Source organism: Desulfogranum japonicum DSM 18378 (assembly GCF_000429945.1).
In the GTDB taxonomy this organism is placed as follows: domain Bacteria; phylum Desulfobacterota; class Desulfobulbia; order Desulfobulbales; family Desulfobulbaceae; genus Desulfogranum; species Desulfogranum japonicum.
Window position 1 is genome coordinate 47,974 of the sequence record NZ_AUCV01000026.1, and the last position, 18,054, is coordinate 66,027.

Annotated in this window: 13 protein-coding genes; 11 read left to right on the forward strand and 2 right to left on the reverse strand. The window is 44.7% G+C overall.

The window, feature by feature from the left end; translation table 11 throughout:
• Positions 1-17: 17 nt before the first annotated feature.
• Positions 18-1,034, reverse strand: a complete 1,017-nt coding sequence (locus G493_RS0112565) for a CoA transferase subunit A (RefSeq protein WP_028580680.1) — start codon at positions 1,032-1,034, stop codon at positions 18-20.
• Positions 1,035-1,889: 855 nt separating this feature from the next.
• Here G493_RS0112565 and G493_RS0112580 point away from each other — a divergent pair.
• The 11 genes from G493_RS0112580 (at position 1,890) to G493_RS0112635 (ending at position 17,190) form a co-directional block, all read left to right on the forward strand.
• Positions 1,890-2,462 carry a cob(I)yrinic acid a,c-diamide adenosyltransferase gene (locus G493_RS0112580; RefSeq protein ID WP_028580682.1) on the forward strand — a complete coding sequence of 191 codons (573 nt, stop codon included), beginning with the start codon at positions 1,890-1,892 and terminating at the stop codon, positions 2,460-2,462.
• On the forward strand, positions 2,447-3,124 hold the full coding sequence (locus tag G493_RS0112585) for a ferredoxin--NADP reductase (protein ID WP_028580683.1): 678 nt from the start codon (positions 2,447-2,449) through the stop codon (positions 3,122-3,124). The genes G493_RS0112580 and G493_RS0112585 overlap by 16 nt, the downstream gene beginning before the upstream one ends.
• Before the next feature lie 287 nt (positions 3,125-3,411).
• On the forward strand, positions 3,412-4,383 hold the full coding sequence (locus G493_RS0112590; RefSeq protein WP_028580684.1) for a histone deacetylase family protein: 972 nt from the start codon (positions 3,412-3,414) through the stop codon (positions 4,381-4,383).
• A gap of 28 nt (positions 4,384-4,411) precedes the next feature.
• A complete protein-coding gene (locus G493_RS0112595) occupies positions 4,412-5,071 on the forward strand; it encodes a CBS domain-containing protein (RefSeq protein WP_028580685.1) in 660 nt (219 codons plus the stop codon).
• 10 nt (positions 5,072-5,081) lie between these two features.
• Entirely contained in the window at positions 5,082-7,199 is a 2,118-nt protein-coding gene (locus G493_RS29075) for an acetate--CoA ligase family protein (RefSeq protein WP_035274348.1), read from the forward strand.
• 151 nt (positions 7,200-7,350) lie between these two features.
• Positions 7,351-9,234 (forward strand): bifunctional acetyl-CoA hydrolase/transferase family protein/GNAT family N-acetyltransferase, encoded by a 1,884-nt coding sequence (locus tag G493_RS29080; protein ID WP_035274350.1) that lies wholly within the window; start codon positions 7,351-7,353, stop codon positions 9,232-9,234.
• A gap of 343 nt (positions 9,235-9,577) precedes the next feature.
• Positions 9,578-11,626, forward strand: a complete 2,049-nt coding sequence (uvrB, locus tag G493_RS0112610) for an excinuclease ABC subunit UvrB (protein ID WP_028580686.1) — start codon at positions 9,578-9,580, stop codon at positions 11,624-11,626.
• A complete protein-coding gene (locus tag G493_RS29085; RefSeq protein WP_051309272.1) occupies positions 11,619-12,296 on the forward strand; it encodes a lysophospholipid acyltransferase family protein in 678 nt (225 codons plus the stop codon). The genes uvrB and G493_RS29085 overlap by 8 nt, the downstream gene beginning before the upstream one ends.
• Before the next feature lie 85 nt (positions 12,297-12,381).
• Positions 12,382-13,818, forward strand: coding sequence for a cobyrinate a,c-diamide synthase (locus tag G493_RS0112620; RefSeq protein ID WP_084813561.1), 1,437 nt, complete (start codon positions 12,382-12,384; stop codon positions 13,816-13,818).
• Between the two features lie 382 nt (positions 13,819-14,200).
• Positions 14,201-16,126: a histidine kinase dimerization/phospho-acceptor domain-containing protein gene (locus G493_RS0112630; protein ID WP_153306505.1), complete on the forward strand. Its 1,926-nt coding sequence runs from the start codon at positions 14,201-14,203 to the stop codon at positions 16,124-16,126.
• Positions 16,123-17,190 (forward strand): HD domain-containing phosphohydrolase, encoded by a 1,068-nt coding sequence (locus G493_RS0112635; RefSeq protein ID WP_028580690.1) that lies wholly within the window; start codon positions 16,123-16,125, stop codon positions 17,188-17,190. Before G493_RS0112630 ends, G493_RS0112635 begins: the two co-directional genes overlap by 4 nt.
• A 65-nt stretch (positions 17,191-17,255) precedes the next feature.
• On the opposite strand, the gene G493_RS0112640 is transcribed toward G493_RS0112635, so the two are convergent.
• Complete coding sequence (locus tag G493_RS0112640) at positions 17,256-17,588, reverse strand: IscA/HesB family protein (protein WP_028580691.1); 333 nt, start codon at positions 17,586-17,588, stop codon at positions 17,256-17,258.
• Positions 17,589-18,054 lie beyond the last annotated feature (466 nt).

Below are 18,054 nucleotides of genomic sequence, written 5' to 3' on the forward strand. Positions count from 1 at the left end.
ATGTGAAAAGATTTCCTCTAAGCCAAACGTTCGCAGTTGTACGCTTCTGCCTTTTGATCAGCTAACAGTTTTGATAACGGGAATTGCTCGAGGAACCCTTCGAAGGATTCGACACCGAAAATATATTTATCATAATAAGCTTTGAGTTTATCTGCCGGCTCGCCTTTGCACATAACCGCTGCAGCTGCATGGAGTTCACGGATGTGGTCCCCATTAAAATAATAATGACGGCGGCATAAACCTGGATAGGCCCCGTAAGGCACTTCTACGACTGCATCTACTGCAGGGAAGGGGATTCCGACTTCTTTAGGTGAACTGGTGATCAGTTCATGGGAAACAAGTTGCTCACAGGTGATAATGGTTCGAGCAGAAGCCATTGCTATTTCAGCACAGGTACAGTCAGTACCGCGGATAATGCAGTTGCCGTATTTGTCTGCTGCATTGACATGGATGATAGCAACATCGGGGTTGCTCGCGGGAAGCAGAGCGATAGGACGTCCTGTGAATGGGCAATCCATGATTTTCGTTCTGCAACTGGAAGGTATATCACCGGCCATCGGCCCTCGGGTTGGAATAAAAGGTAATCCCATGGAGCCTGCCTTAAAGCGGGCAGACATGTTGTAATTACTCCAGTCTTCGAGTTCGATTTTTCCACGTTCTGCCAGATAGCGAAACATTGGGGAAAGACCAAAAGACTCATGTGCCCAATAGGCTATTTCGACACGTTTGATGGAAAAATGACTATCATCGACCATCATGGCGCCTGCCAGATAATCTGGTCCCAGACCTGCTGACTGCCAGGAGAGGGTGAGGTCTTTGAAACCATGGCGCACCATCTCATGGGTGATGGCAATGGGCTGGCGAATATTTACGAATCCACCAACACCAACATTGTCACCATCTTTGATGAATTTGTCGACAGCTTCTTTCAAGCTCATACGCTTATCACGCATGGATTTGTCTTTGTTGACAAGTGCTTCCCTTGCCTCGTCGGGAGATAAACCTGTCCAATACATTTCAGCGTTGTTTTCCAATGTTCTACCTCTTCCTGTCTATCGAGCTTTGTTGTTACTCCAAAAAATCAGTAGATTTTTCGGCCCCCTCAGTACAAAAAAAAAGATCAATGAGATTGCACTGAAAATCAGTGCCAAGTCATTGATCCTGTGAAAGACATGATCGGTTGCAGACCTGTGACGCTAATACTTTGAGTTGTTTCCAGACATTCAACACGTTGATCGCATGCTCCTAAAACAAAGTATTCACATCTCGCAGAGACGGAAAATATTTGCCAATGACGCGGTCTCCCCGGACGGATTACACCAATAAACCAAGGATCTGGAAAGAAATGTATCAGATATACATGCTTCCCGAACGCTGCCTAAATTGGATAAAAATCCAATTCAACAAGTATAATTCTGTGTTACGAGTGTCACCGGATCAGGCACACCGTAGGTTTGAAAAATCCACTTCCCCAAAAAAAGATAATAATTTCGTATTGTAAGTTCAGCGATTTGTCAACTTAAAAAAGTTTGGGTTTGTGCTGCTTAAAATGAAATACATGCTGTCATTTGTCGCTAAAATAATAAGTTATGGTAATTTGTAGATGTCGTATCTATATTTCTTATGAAAATATTCAGGATATTCGAACTGTTTGTGGCGGAATTTGGTTGCTTTCATGCACCGTTTAACAATTACACCCTGTATCTGATTATGCTCATTGCTTTTTTTGTTTATCTGGTCTATGCATCAAAAGAGAAACTTGAGGTATTTTGGGTTTTATCGGCCCTGGCGCCTCTTTTTGTTGAACAGTTCACAGCAATGCAAAAGATAGACGAAAAAATAGCGCCGAAGTGTGAGCTTTTTTATAAAACACATGGTGGGAGTGGATTATGAAAGTGTATACAGGTGGTGGGGATAAGGGGAAAACCAGCTTGTTTTCAGGGGAGAGAGTTGAAAAACACAGTTCGCGCATTGCAGCTTATGGAGATCTGGATGAGTTGAATTCGGTCATTGGTGTTGTTCTTTCAATGCTTCCCCAGGGGGTTAATACTCTGGAGCAGCAACTGCAGGTCATTCAGGCACGTCTTTTTCAGGCTGGCGCCTGGCTCGCGACCACGCCGGGATCATCTGCCGCAGAATTTCTTGATCCATTTCCTGAAACACTCGTTAAGGATATGGAAAAAGATATCGATCAGTTAAGCGATGAATTGCCACCCTTGAAAGTCTTTATTTTACCTGGTGGACACACTGCGGCATCCATGTCACATGTCGGAAGGACTGTCTGTAGACGTTGTGAACGTAAAATCAGTCAACTTCTCGAAGAACAAAACAGTGACGCAGGCCAGGACGAAATGAAAACTATTCAAGTATATATCAACAGACTTTCAGATTACCTTTTCACAGTGGCCCGATACATCAATTTCAAGACAGATACCAGGGAACGTGAATGGCAGAAAAGCTAAAAGGTGAAAATGCTGTCAATCGGGTTACTCTGCTTGACAGGGTCTGGCTTAGTGAGGATACTTTTCAATTAAAATGTACTCGGCCGGAAGAATTTACCTTTTTGCCCGGTCAGCATGTTTCGTTTTCTGTGGGAAATTTCTGTCGGGAATACACCATGGTATCTGCGGATACTGATGATTTTTTACTTTTTCTCATTAAACGTCTCCCGGAAGGTAAATTAAGTCCTCAACTTGCTGACATGCCGTTGCAGACCCAGATAGCAATTTCTCCTCCAGCGGGTTATCTGGTCAATCGAAACTCACCGGATATGCAGGTGTTTGTCGCAACAGGGACAGGTATTGCCCCTTTTATTTCCATGGTACGTAGTGGTGCTCGTGATTTTACCCTTATTCATGGGGCAAGGGATCGGGTAGAGTTGTTTTATGAAAAAGAACTGCAAAAACACGCTGCTTCCTACATACGATGTCTAACTACTTCCAAAGCGGTTAATTGCAATCTTGAAGGTTTTTATTCAGGCAGGGTAACGTCTTTTTTAAAGAAATCTTTTACTGAAGGCAGATATGCATTTTATCTTTGTGGCGTATGGGAGATGATTCAGGAAGTTACCCACATTATAGACGAGCGATTCCCTGCGTCTGTAATTTATAGTGAAGGATATTAACTTGCGAGCGTCTCCGCGTGCTCTACTCGCAATCTTGTCTCCCGCTTATCTGCTTGCGAACAAAATGAGCAATTTACCTGTGGATGAGGTTCGGAAATATTGGCATAATCCTATGTTTGTGAGTGGTATACCACAAGCTTTATCTATAGATTTATTCTCCGTGCATTGCGTTGCATAACAGAGAAAACAAAACTTGACTCTCCTGGAAAATTTTTGGTATAAAAGTAAAATTATCGCAAGCGCGGTCTGTAAAGATGTGCCAAATTTCAAGTAATTAAAAACGTATCATGGCAACTGAAATACCGGTTTATATCATTACTGATCCATCTTTTCAGAGGCATGATACTGGTGGGGGTGATCATCCGGAAGTTCCTGAACGTATGCAGGTGATTGCCCGTTTTCTCCGCAGCTGTTCCTTTACAAAGGCAATACAGCATTATTTCCCCATTCCTGCCACCAGGTCGCAGTTGCTCACTTTTCATACTGAAGACTGGCTTTTTCGCTTTGAGGAAGCAGTTCTCAGTGGTCGGACATATATTGATCACCCAGACAATCAGGTCGGTTATGAGTCCTATGAAATCGCAACCCTGTCTGCCGGGACCGGGATTCGTGGAGTTGACTTGATAGAGCAGGATTCCCAGTCCATCATTTTTGGAATTACCCGTCCTCCCGGGCATCATGCAGAGCCCAACACACCCTATGGTTTCTGTTTTTTTAATAACTGTGTTATAGCTGCCCGCTACTGGCAGAATGGTTACGGTAGAAAAAGAATTTGTATATTGGATTTTGATGCGCACCATGGTAACGGCATACAGACAGCTTTCGAAGAAGATGCTGACAGTGCGTATATATCCATTCATGAGCACCCCAGCTTCAGTTACCCAGGTACTGGATGGCCAGAAGAAACCGGCATCAAGGCCGGCAAGGGAACTATGTTGAATCTCCCTCTGCTTCCTGGGGCAGGTGATTCAGAAGTTCGCGCACTTTTCCCTCGAATTCTGGACTTTGTTAAAAAATTTCAGCCAGATGCTTTGGTCGTCGGTGCCGGATTTGATGCCCATATTGATGATGATATGTCTGGACTGAATTTTTCCACCCGGATATACGAAGAATTAGGAGCATTTATAGCTGAACTGGCGCATACATATACTCAGGACCGTTTTGTATCCATATTGGAAGGAGGGTACTTTCTGGAAAGTTTGGGGCCGTGTGTGGGAGCTTATTTGCAGGGAATAATTCTGTATAAAAATAAGAAATAGATAATCGACAGACCACAGGAGTATTAACATGTTTGTTCAGTATTTCATGACCCGTGATCCGATAACCATTGGTCCGGAACAAACAGTGGCCGAAGCAATCAATCTTTTGAATCATTATAAATTTCGCCATATACCTGTGGTGGATGATGAGGGGATGCTGCTTGGCATGCTTACAGACAGAAATTTGCGATCCGCCACGCCCTCAACTGTCGCCAGAAGCAGTCAGCGACAGAATGTTGAGGAAAAGGTCAACAACACTCCGGTAAAACTGGTGATGAATGACGATTGTCTCCACTTGACCCGAATGTCTACCCTGGACAGGGCTTTGCTATTATTGCAGTCGAAAGGTATGGGAGCGCTTCCCGTACTTAATGAGACCCAGCAGGTAATAGGCGTTTTTTCCGTTATGGACCTGATGAAAGCGTACAAGGGACTTTTTGGGTTGGGAGAAAAGGGATCTTCGCTTGTCTGTATCGAAGATAACGGAGACCCCGAGGCCCTCAGTAAGATTGTCAAGGCAATGGAGGATAACAATGTGGAGTTTACAAGGCTCATCAGGGCAAAAGCTGCAGATGGCATTGATCCGATGATTTATCTTCGCATTAATACCTATAACATTCGTTCTGTTCATAAGGCCATTGAAAAAATTGGGTTTACAATCCATATACCCAGAGTAACCAACACGTAAGGGAGCGGTTTTGGAACAATTATTCAATCCTCAGTCCATAGCTATCATAGGAGCATCGAAAACCGCAGGCAAGGTAGGGTACGAAGTGCTGCACAACCTCGTGAAAGGTGGTTTTGAAGGCCCTATCATCCCTGTGAATCAAGCCGGTGGCGAACTTCTGGGGCTAAAAGTATATAGAGATATACTTTCATATCCCGATCCCATTGATGTGGCTGTTATTACTGTTCCGGCTGAACAAGTCGCTGATGCAGCCAGAGCTGCCGTGGGCAAAAAAGTCCAAGGTGTAGTGGTTGTAGCGTCCGGATTTAAGGAATCAGGTAATATGGGCAGGGCACTTGAAGAGGAATTGATCGCCATTTGCCGGAAAGGTAAGATTCGTTTGCTTGGCCCGAATTGCCTTGGGTTAATCAATACTGAAATAAAGCTCAACGCCTCGTTCTCCAAACGTATTCCAAAGCCTGGGGCCATGGCTATTTTTTCGCAGTCAGGAGCTCTGTGTACCGCGATGATGGATCTGGCAGATAGCAGAGAGCTGGGTCTTTCCAAATCCATTTCCATCGGCAACAAGGCCGATATCACCGAGGTCGATGTTCTCGAGGCATTAGCCCGGGATGACAAGACCAAGGTCATTGTGGGGTATTTAGAGGACATCAGCGATGGAGATCGCTTTGTGAAGGCTGCAGAAGATGCCTCGACAAACAAACCTGTGGTCATACTCAAGTCAGGGACGACTGTTGCCGGTATCCGTGCCGCAGCTTTGCATACAGGTGTTCTGGGAGGCAAAAGAGATACGGCTTATGGTGCAGCTTTTCGCAGGGCGGGTATATGCAGGGCTGATAGTTTTGAAGCCTTATTTGATTATTCCACGGCTCTTGCCATGCAACCCCCGCCAAAGGGCAATAGAGTTTTTGTCATCTCCAATGCAGGGGGGCCGGGAACTATAGCAGCTGATGCCATTGAAAAAGCTGGTTTGGTTGTCTGTGAAATGAGCAGTGAGACCAAAACCGCTGTACAGCATATCTTACCCTTTGCCACTAAAGTCAATAATCCCATGGATGTGAGTGGGGAGGCGACACCGGAGCATTTTGGTGCGCTCCTGGAGGCTGCGCAGGATGATGACTCCATTGATGCAGTGCTCATTATTCTTGCTCCCCAGTATTTGGATGAGCCAGCAGAAACGGCCAGAGCCATCGCTGGGAAACTTAATTTTACCAAACCTGTACTTGCCTCCTTTTTAGGAGGGGACGATGTTATGCCCAGCAGACGTGAACTTGCTGCGGCCAGATTACCATTTTATGCTTCTCCTGAGAGGGCTGTCGCAACCATTCGTGCTATGTATGATTATGGTGAATGGAAGCGGAGGCCTGCTCGGCATGTTATACGTTTTCCCGTTAATCGTCGGAGGGTTGAAAGGATTATATCAAGGAGGCAGAGAACTGGGCGTCTGCAAATTGGTGAAGTTAAATCCAAGGATATTTTGAAGGCCTATGGATTCCGTATTCTTGACGGGCGTATGACAGTCAGCCCTGAACAGGCTGTAGAAATAGCGCGTTTTATTGGCTTCCCTGTGGCCATGAAAATAGTTTCTCCCTCTATTGTACACAAATCGGATCTGGGTGGTGTTCGTCTTAATGTTGGTTCCAGCCAGGAGGTAGCCGATGCCTTTGAACTTATGATGCTCCGAATAAGAAAACATGCGCCGGAGGCAAAGATAGACGGGATTTATGTCGAAAAAATGGCTGAAAAAGGGCTTGAGGTCATTATAGGTATGACACGTGATCCTCAATTCGGCCCTATGTTGATGTTTGGTTTAGGTGGTATTTTTGTCGAGGTCATGAAAGATGTAGCTTTTCATTTGGCTCCCATCACAGAGGACGAAGCCATTCAGATGCTGAGTTCCACCAGATCATACGAGCTATTGAAAGGAAAGCGTGGGTTAAAAAAGGTCGATGTGGGTGCCTTGGCTGTGGCGTTACAAAGAATTAGTCAACTGGCAACCGATTTTCCACAGATAGCAGAGTTGGACATTAACCCGCTCATTGTTGGAGAACCTGGGACAGAGCCTGTGGTAGCTGATGCAAGAATGTCCTTTGTTAAACCGGAGAAGGATCTCCGGGCAGGTAGTTAATCCCTTTTTACCAGCATGGCTGAAGGTAATTATCAGCCATTCTGATTATTGCACAGTAAAATCATGTGCGTTGGCAGCTTCTGCTGTCAAAAGGTCTCTTTCGCAGAACAATACTGCGAATACATAATTGTTTATTAGCAAACGGTGTCTCATGGTTGAATATGATCAGAACTGGCAGCAAACCTACAAAGACATGATTGCCACTCCGGCCAGGGCAGTCTCGCAGATCAGACCTGGGCAAAGGGTGTTCATTGGTACTGGTTGTGGAGCACCTCAGGATCTCATTACATCCATGACTAAAAGGGCAGGGCAGCTGAATAATGTTGAGATTATTCAACTCATCACCAAAGGAACAGCTCCCTATGCTGAGAAAAAATTGTCTGAATGTTTTGCCATTAACGCATTTTTTATCAGTTCCAACATTCGGACCGTTATTCAGGAAGGATATGGCGATTATACCCCGATACTCCTTTCTGATGTTCCCAGGCTGCTTGATTCAGGCATTTTACCCCTTGATGTTGCCTTAATCCAGGTAACCCCTCCAGATACTTCCGGAAAGGTAAGCCTTGGAATTTCAGTTGATATCGTACGTTCAGCCGCAGACAATGCTTCGCTGGTAATTGCGGAAGTAAATCCCAATATGCCCTGGACACATGGAGATACTCTGATAGATGTCTATGATCTGGATATACTTGTTCCTGTTGATCACCCTATTCTTGAGCGTAAGGTTGATCCACCCAATGAGGTCAGCAGAAGTATTGCCAAGCAGGTGGCTGCACTGATTCCCGACGGGGCAACCATTGAATTGGGTCTGGGACGTGTCCCCGGATATGGTCGTATTCCCCAAGTGGTTATGGAGTATCTGCACGAAAGCAAAGATATCGGTTTTCATACAGAAATGATCTCAGATACCATCATGCCTCTTATAGAGTCAGGTGCTGTGACTGGGGCGAGAAAGAGCATTGATCGTGGTAAAATCACAGCTAGTTTTTGTATGGGAACCAAAAAACTTTACGAATTTATACATGACAACCCTCTTTTTAGTTTCCGTCCAACGGAATATCTCAATGATGCCGCGGTAATAGGGAAACATAAACGGATGGTATCGGTCAATATGGCCCTTGAAATCGATCTGACCGGGCAGGTCTGTTCCGATTCTGTTGGCGGCAAGTTTTATTCCGGCATAGGTGGTCAGATAGATTTTAACCGCGGAGCATCGCGGTCCGAGCGAGGTCGAGCCATAGTTGTCTTGCCATCACTAATGAAAGACAGTAACTCCAGCCGTATAGTTTCCACCTTACAGCCAGGTTCTGGTGTGGTTATTACCCGGGGAACAGTACATTATGTCGTTACCGAGTACGGTGTGGCCTTTCTCCATGGCAAGTCGATACAGGAAAGGGTAATGGCCTTGATTTCAATTGCACATCCGGACTTCAGGGAACAGCTGTTTAACGAGGCCGTAGAATTGAAATATCTCAGGCCTGAGCTTGCTCGGTTTGGAAACCGTTTTATCGTTCCAGCTGAAGAGGCAATGCGGGCGAATTATCTTTTACCTGAAGGCATTGATATCTCTATCCGTTCCATTCGTCCCACCGATGAACCTCATATGAGAGAATTGTTTTACAATCTTTCCCAGGAGACAGTCTATTATCGCTTCATGACCCACCATCAGCGATTTACCACCCGCCATATACAAGATTTTGTCTACATAGATCATCGGAGGGATGTGTGTATCGTGGCCACCGTGCCTGAAGCGCATGGTGAACAGATCATAGCTGTTGGACGCTATTATTTAAACGAAAAGACGAATAAAGCTGAAGTGGCTTTTATCGTTAAAGACGATTGGCAAAATAAACGATTGGGAACCTTTCTCTTTCAGCATTTAATACATATTGCTAAGAATAATGGAATAGCCGGGTTTACTGCGGAAGTGCTTCGGGAAAACAAGCGTATGCAGAACGTGTTTAATCATTCTGGATTAAAAGTGAGCAGTAATATCGAAGAGGGCGTGTACTCATTTGTGATGGATTTTTAGCCACATACTCTGAAGAGGCACTTTTTTCTAGACGGGCTGTTGCCATTCCAGGGGTGAATTAGTATCTTTTTGTTCTGAAGATCAGTGTAATATTTCACAGGATTATATTTTTTTAGATCTACCTGTGATTGATTAGTAACCCGGATTTCTCACTCATGATTCTTTTTGTAGCAGTAAGGCTGTTGCAACCCAAAGATTGTGCTACCTTTCCGACAGTACTCATGCTGTACGCCAGGGGGTCTCACTGTTGGCTTGGTGTGAAAATGCAGTGTTTTTTGATGTGAAAGACACATGGTAGTCATGAGAAATACGGGCTCAATCCCTGTTTTAACTTAGGTGTAGCGTGAGCCCACAGCACTACCAGAAAGACATCCCTTTCCAGATTGTTTCCGAGTTCAGCCCTGCGGGGGATCAACCCACTGCCATCGAAAAATTGGCAAAAGGGTTGTCTCTTGAAGAAAAACATCAGGTACTGCTCGGCGTCACCGGGTCAGGTAAAACCTTTACCATGGCCCAGGTCATTGCAGCAGTCCAACGTCCAGCCTTAATCCTCGCTCCCAATAAAACGCTAGCAGCGCAGTTGTTCGGCGAATTTCGTGAACTTTTTCCCCACAATGCCGTAGAGTATTTTGTATCCTATTACGATTATTATCAGCCAGAGGCTTATATTCCAGCTTCTGATACTTACATTGAAAAAGATTCTTCCATAAATGATGCCATCGATAAAATGCGCCATTCGGCGACACGTTCGCTGCTAACCAGAAGAGACGTTTTGATTGTCGCTTCAGTGTCCTGTATTTACGGTCTTGGATCTCCGGAAGAATATAGAAATATGCATCTGTTCCTGCAAGTTGATACAGACTATCCCATGGAGGAAGTGCTCCGCAGGCTTGCCTTCATGCTGTATGAGCGTAACGAATTTTCTTTTCATAGAGGCACGTTTAGAGTTCGGGGTGATGTGCTTGATATTTTCCCAGTGCATGAGGAAAACCATGCTGTCCGGGTGGAATTTTTTGGAGACACCATAGACACCATTTCGATCATCGACCCTTTGCGTGGAGTTGTACTGGAAGATGTGGATGAAATTACCGTTTTCCCTTCCAGCCATTTTGTGACCAGTCAGGATAATCTTGAAAAGGCCATGCGTTCCATCAAAGAGGAGCTTCGTCTCCGTTCAGATGAATTATATCTGAACAATCAACTGGTAGAACAGCAGCGCCTTGAACAACGGACAATGTTTGACCTTGAAATGATAGGTGAGCTGGGATACTGCAATGGCATTGAAAATTACAGCAGGCATCTTACCGGTAAGCCCGAAGGAGCCCCACCTCCAAACTTATTGGATTATTTTCCCGACGATTATGTGACTTTTATTGACGAATCCCATATCGCTGTACCTCAAATTCGTGGAATGTATAATGGGGACCGTAGCCGCAAGCAGACTCTGGTTAATTTTGGTTTTAGATTGCCTTCTGCGCTGGATAACCGCCCGTTGCGATTTGATGAATTTGAACAGCGTGTGCACCAGGTTATCTATGTCTCTGCAACACCAGGAAATTATGAATTGGAAAAGAGCCAGGGGTTGATTGTTGAGCAACTTATACGACCAACCGGACTCCTTGATCCACTCATAGAAGTTCGTCCTGCCTCCAATCAGGTTGATGATCTTCTTGAAGAAATCCGTCTGCGCAGCCAGCGAGGAGAGGCGGTATTGGTAACCACTCTGACCAAAAAAATGGCTGAAGACCTCACTGAATACTATGAAGAATTAGGGGTCAGGGTCCGATACCTGCACTCTGATATTAAAACTCTTGAACGTATTGAACTGATTAAAGATCTCCGTAATCGTCTGTATGATGTCTTGATAGGCATAAACCTGCTTCGTGAAGGGTTGGATATTCCTGAGGTCTCGCTGGTCGCAATTCTGGATGCCGATAAGGAGGGTTTTTTGCGTAGTGCACGCTCCCTTGTGCAGACTTGCGGTCGAGCTGCAAGAAATGCTGATGGAACCGTGATTCTCTATGCTGATTCTGTAACGGATTCCATGGCGTATACCATTGAGGAAACCAATCGCCGAAGAGAAATACAGCATGCTTTCAACCAGGAACACAATATTACTCCGCAGACAATTATTTCCGAAGTGAAAGATTCCATAACACAACACTTAAAGGCTTCAGGGTGGAGTGAAGAGCCACGCGAAGGTACGAATCAGGTGTTGCTGAAAGCTGCCGAGCCCACTGCCGTGTACAGGAGTGTGGGTCAATTACAACAAGAAATCCGAGACCTTGAAGAAAAGATGAAAGAGGCTGCTGAGCGGTTGGCATTTGAAGAAGCCGCAGCCTATCGAGATCAAATGAATGCATTGAAAATGCTGGAGTTGGAAGTTGGCTGAACTAGTACATCGTATATCTTTGTGGATTGTGCCCCGTATTTTTGTCCTTTTAATTCATCTTTGGTTTCGTACATGCAGAATTGAAATTCGAGGCCAGGAATATCTAGAAAAAACAGAAAAAGAAGGACCAGGCATAGCCACTTTTTGGCACTATTCATTTGTCTATTGTTTTTATCATCTGCGCAAATATTCTGCCGCTGTAATGGTTAGTGCCAGTAAAGATGGAGAATATATTGCACGGGTAGCCCAGCTCATGGGGTTCCTGCCTGTTCGTGGCTCTTCAAACAGAAAAGGGGTGCAGGCTTTGAGACAAATGATCCAGGCTGTGCAGAAGGGGTATAACTGTGGCATCGTAGCAGATGGCTCCCAGGGACCGCCCAGAAAAGTGCAGCCGGGATGTATCTTAATAGCCAGTAAAACCGGTTGTCCAATAATACCTATTGTATGGGCCGCCAGACCATTACTGACCTTTAATTCATGGGATAAAACGGTGCTGCCTCTACCGTTCAGTTCCATTGTTTTACAGTACGGTGAACCAATGGAAGTCCCTGCAGGCATTGATGGCCAGCAGGTTGAACAATATCGCGAAAAATTGGAACAACAGATGAATCATCTCTATGATGATGTTTGGAAAAAAGTCGGATTGCAATGTCATGAAAAAAAAGACTGAGCCAAGATACCTGAAAGATCGTTACCGTTGTGTTCCTGCATAGGTCGCTGACACTACGTACTCCCCCAATTGCAATGTAAAAATAATGAATCCTTTATCCCCAACCCAGTTGTATGGCGAATCCTGTGGAGAAAAAGTGAACGTCGATAATGTGAAAAGTTGTGTGGTTGCCGGTATGAGCGGCGGGTCAGGCAAATCAGTGGTATCCGTAGCCCTGATTTCAGTGCTTAAGCAGGAAGGGGCATCCATTATCCCGTTTAAAAAGGGCCCGGATTATATCGATGCTGGATGGATGACAGCTGCTTCCCAGACCCCCTGTTATAATCTCGATCCTTATCTCATGACTCCTGCAGCTATACAGAAGTCGTTTCAGGGACATTTACATGGATATGACTATGCTATTATAGAGGGCAACAGAGGGGTATATGACGGTGTGAATATACAGGGCGAGTATTCCACAGCTTCCCTTGCCAAATTATTGAACCTGCCGGTAATTTTAGTGGTGAATTGTTCTAAAACCACCCGGACCGTTGGTGCAATGGTTTTAGGCTGCTGTCATTTCGACCCTGATATCGAATTTGCAGGCGTAGTTCTCAATCAAATTGCAACATCCCGGCATGAAAGCATAATTCGAAGATCCATAGAGACCTATACGCCGTTATCAGTGTTAGGTATCGTACCAAGGATGAAAGAAGATGTTTTTCCAATGCGTCACCTTGGTGTCATCCCTCTACAGGAGCATACCGGATCACAGCAGGCCTTGGAAAGATTATCGACATTGGCCAGAGAGAATTTTGATCTGCATCGAATTAAACGTGCAATGACGCCCGTTGTCCCAAACATTGCCCTGCATAATCCAAAAATAGAGCCGCACAATAGAGTTACCATAGGAATAATCCGCGATGTAGCCTTTCAGTTTTACTATGAAGAAAATTTAGAGTATCTTCAAAGAGAAGGGGCAGAATTAGTGACGATTGACGCGTTGCATACTGAAAATCTGCCTGAAAATCTTGACGGTCTCTATATCGGCGGAGGTTTTCCAGAAACCAGTGCCAGGCAACTAGCTGAAAACCGGCGGTTCCGCGAGTCCCTACGAAAGGCGGCGGAAAAGGGGCTGCCCATATACGCCGAATGTGGCGGGTTGATTTATCTGGGCAGATCCATTGAAATTGAAGGCCAGGTATATCCCATGGCAGATGTTTTCCCCATAAGATTTGGTCTCTCGCAAAAGCCCCAGGCACATGGCTATTCGACATTTACTGTCACTGGAGATACCTGTTTTTATGCAAAGGGTACTGTCATAAAAGGCCATGAATTCCGTTATTCGACCGTACAGTCCTGGGAAGGAGATGAGAGTGATCTTGTCGTACAAATGACGCGTGGTACAGGATTCGTCGCAGGCCGTGATGGGTTGGTGAAAAAAAACACTTTGGCTATGTACACCCATGTTCTTGCACCAGGGACTCCGGAATGGGCCATTGGGCTGGTCCAGGCTGCCAGGAAATATGCGAAAAGGCCTTGAAAGTCAGCAGACAGGTTCTTGTTTGCCAGGGATGTTCTACACGTGTTCAGTCAATTGAAACAGGCGTTCAATAATCATGAGAAATGTGGATGGAATCAGTTGAAAATGGCGACAAGGCTAAGGCTGTTTGAAAAGTGGCAGGAGGCAATAAAAAATGTCCCCTGTTACCTATGCATCAAGCTGATTTTGACTTCTCTACATCTACGGTTCTATAATGTAAAACAAACACATCGCTAAATTTCAGCCTGCAGCTAATATTGTGCGAAAAACAACCAATATTATTTTCTTTTCTTGTGTATATATATTCCTGCCATACGCGGAGGCATACGCTGCGAAATCTCCTCCATGGTCATTGTATCTCAATGCAGTCTTTTTTTTATGTGTGTTTCTGACGGTCGTATTCCTGGTACTTCTCGCCAGAAAATTGCGTTGTACTCAAGCAGAATTAGCACACAGTCGTAATGAACAGAAATATCTTCTGCGTATTTTTGATCTGGCACCACTGGACGTTTTATGGCTGGATGAAAATCTGGTGATTACCAGAGTCAATAAAACCGCTGAACAAGCAGCCGGAAAATACCATATGGATCTGGTTGGTATGTCTCACCATGATTTTGATCCTGATTTCCCAGAAGAAGAACTGCTCTCATTGTCTACTGTAGATACAAACGCGAAGATTCACCGGAGATACCCTTGTGTTCAGGAAGAACCATGTAGAAGCTGTGAAGAAATTATATACAGTTATGGGACGGGAGCTGGGAAAGTCTTTATCAGGTATGGATTTGGGCTTGTTGATTTTGTCTGTAACAAGACTGTAGAGAGAAAGTGTATAACCTTACAGAGTGGTCAGGCCCATGAAGTTCTCCGCAGTGCCAAGCGTATGCGCATGGAATTCATAGCCAATATGAACCATGAAATACGTACACCGATGAACGCAATTATCGGTTACGCTGAAATGCTTGCTGCCAGTGATCTTGGAGGGAGGGAACAGCGATTTGCCGAGACCATATATAAAAGCAGCATGACGCTGGTTAGTTTGCTTAATGACATAATGGATCTCTCGAAAATAGAATCCGGTCGTCTTAAGATTAATCAGACTGTGATCAGCCTTCACCATTTGGTGCGGGAATCCATAGTGGCTTTTGAGGATGTCGCTAGGAGCAAAAATCTTCATCTGGGGGTTGAGATTAAGAAAAATGTTCCTGACGTTATTCTTTTTGACGGAGTACGTCTGCAGCAGATTTTACAGAATCTTTTAAGTAATGCCGTTAAGTTTACTCACCATGGAAGCATCTCAATTGCTGTCGAAGCCTCTCCGTCAGGTGTCTATCAACAACCGGAGGCTTGGACCATTGATATTACTGTCAGGGATACCGGCTTAGGGATGGATAGGGAACAGGAGCTTATCGTTTCCGAGGTGCTGAATCCAGTTTCAGAAGAATCCTTTGAAGTATACAGCGGTATAGGGTTTGGAGTGCCCCTTTGTGCAAAGCTGACTTCTATGATGGGAGGGCGTATACATCTGCAAACAGAACCCGGCAAAGGAGCTGCTTTTACCGTTACCTTTGACAACGTGCTGGCTCCGGCTACAGCGCCTCAAATTGAACAAGAAGATAAAATTGTTCCTCAGCGCCGGCTGTCAAGTACCAGGATCATGGTTGTTGACGACATGGATCTTATTAAAGATGTTTTTGTCGATTATTTTAACGGAACGGAATTCACAGTTGTTTCTGCTTCCAATGGTGATGAAGCATTGGCCCAGATAAAAAGGGAACAACCGGGAATGATTTTTCTTGATTTGAATCTGGTTGGAAAAGATGGAAACGCTGTTGCCAGAGAACTGCGGGCCAATCCTGATACTGAAGGTATTCCCATCATACTCATGACGGGAAATCTCCTGGAAGAATCAGAGTATAAACCTCTTTTTGATGATTTTTTACAAAAACCATTTCGTCTGGAAGGGCTAGACAGGATTGTCGATAAATATAAAAAAATGATGGAGAGAACTGGAAATGATCTTGTTTCTGAGCAGGCAGTAATTGACACTTCCGCTATCAAGGAAACTGCTTCGCTGGCAACATTGTGGAATAATGATCTCAGTTATCTTTTGGATCAGGCCATGCATACTGGCAGCCTTTCCGCAGCATTAATGCTTGGAAACAGTATTGTAGAGATTGGAGAAAAAAGTAATTCTGAGACAATTGTACGACTTGGCGAGGAACTGGCCGATGCCGCGGGCGAACCAAACATCGTCGAAGTCGAACAGATTCTCACTTCACTGAAAGCCATGTCTGGATATGAAATATGACCAGAAGAAAGAAACCATTGATTTTTATTGTTGATGATGTTCCCCAGAATATCCAGGTCGCCATGTCCCATCTGAAAGCCTTGGACTGTGAGTTCGCCTATGCAACCAATGGTGAACAGGCTTTAGAGCGTATCAAGATAACTATGCCGCAACTGATTCTCATGGATGTGATGATGCCGGGGCAGAGTGGCTTTGAAACAGTTGAACAAATCCGGAAAAATCGGAAGATTGATTCTATACCCATCATATTTCTGACCGCGAGGGCAGAACCGGAAGACATTGTTCGCGGATTTGAATTAGGTGGCGTGGATTATATTACCAAACCGTTCAAAGGAGTTGAGCTACGCTCAAGGGTACGTAATCATTTGGAATTAAGTGCTTATCGTTTCAGCCTTGAGGAACAGGTGAGAAAGCGTACTCAAGAGGCGGAACTACTTAAAGATGTGATTATAGAAGCCATGGGTGAGATGGCGGAATATCGTGATCCGGAAACTGGCAGTCATATTCATCGTACGCGCGAATACGTCTACACTTTGTCCATCACCCTTGTTAAAAACGGTCATTTCACCGATCAGCTGACAGATGAATATATAGCATTGCTGAAAAAATCAGCGCCACTACACGATATCGGAAAAGTCGCGATTCGAGATTCAATACTTCTTAAACCGGGAAAACTTACATTTGAAGAGTTTGAAGAGATGAAGAAACACACCAGCTTTGGTGAAGAAGTTATTGCCAATCTTGAACAGATGGCTGGGCATCCCACTTCATTTCTTAGCTGTGCGAAGGAAATTGCCGGAGCACACCATGAAAAATGGGATGGGTCCGGCTATCCTCGTGGACTTGCGGGAGAAGATATCCCCCTGGCTGGACGCATTATGGCTATAGCGGATGTCTATGATGCGCTTATTTCAAAACGTGTTTATAAAGATGCCATTTCCCACGAAGATGCCATTCAAATAATGGTTGATGGCAAAGGCGCCCACTTTGATCCTTTACTGGTGGATGCTTTGATGGAAGTAGAACCAGTCTTTTTCGAAATTGCTCAGGCTAACCGAGATTAAAACTCAACAGCTTGAATACAGTTTTTTACCGCATTCAAGCTGTTCTATCTGAAGCGAACCGAAATTTAGCAGCCACACCCTCCGGAACCGCATGAACTACAGCCACCTCCGCCAGGGAGTGGTACTGATGAGCGAACATGAAAACCGGATTGTGCCCCAGCATCAATAAAGTCTATGCTGACATCTCCGCACTGTTCCATGAGTTCTTTTTCCATGAGAAATGTAAGGCTTTCCTGTTCGAATACTTCGTCCCCGGGTTTTTGTTCGTCAAGGGCAAGGCCCAATGCCGGTCCTGAACAACCGCCATTCATAACAATAATTCTCAATGGCGAGGTTACGTTATTCTCCTTGAGGTACGCTGTAAGTTTTTCTGTTGCTGTGGCTGATACTTCAAACATGTCAAATCTCCCTAATAAATAATAGTGTAACCAACACTCACACACTCAGGCTGACCAGTGTCGGGTGAAAGTTCTGTTGTGAGACATCTAAATGTGTAATGAAGTCTAAACTATTAATTCCTTTATCATGAGTCAAGGTGTAACTTTATCTTTATCTATGACAATCATAGGTAACTGGTATTTTTATATCTGCCAGGGCTATGTTTCAACCTGTGTAACTGACTAAAATGAGGCGTTAAGATGTAACTTATCACAGGTACTCCACGAAGTCTCAAGCTGGTCGCTTATCTCTTTGCACGATCGCGGTTTCCCGCATAGATAATAGCCTTCAGGAGTCTTCGCTTACCTGCGAAAAACCGTGATTGCATAAATCTGAGGCACCTGTGACCAGTTACGACTCAGAACTAATTGAAATATCAGTGTTGTTAACTCCGTGATCAGGTAAAAGGGTTCTTCGTTCGCCTGT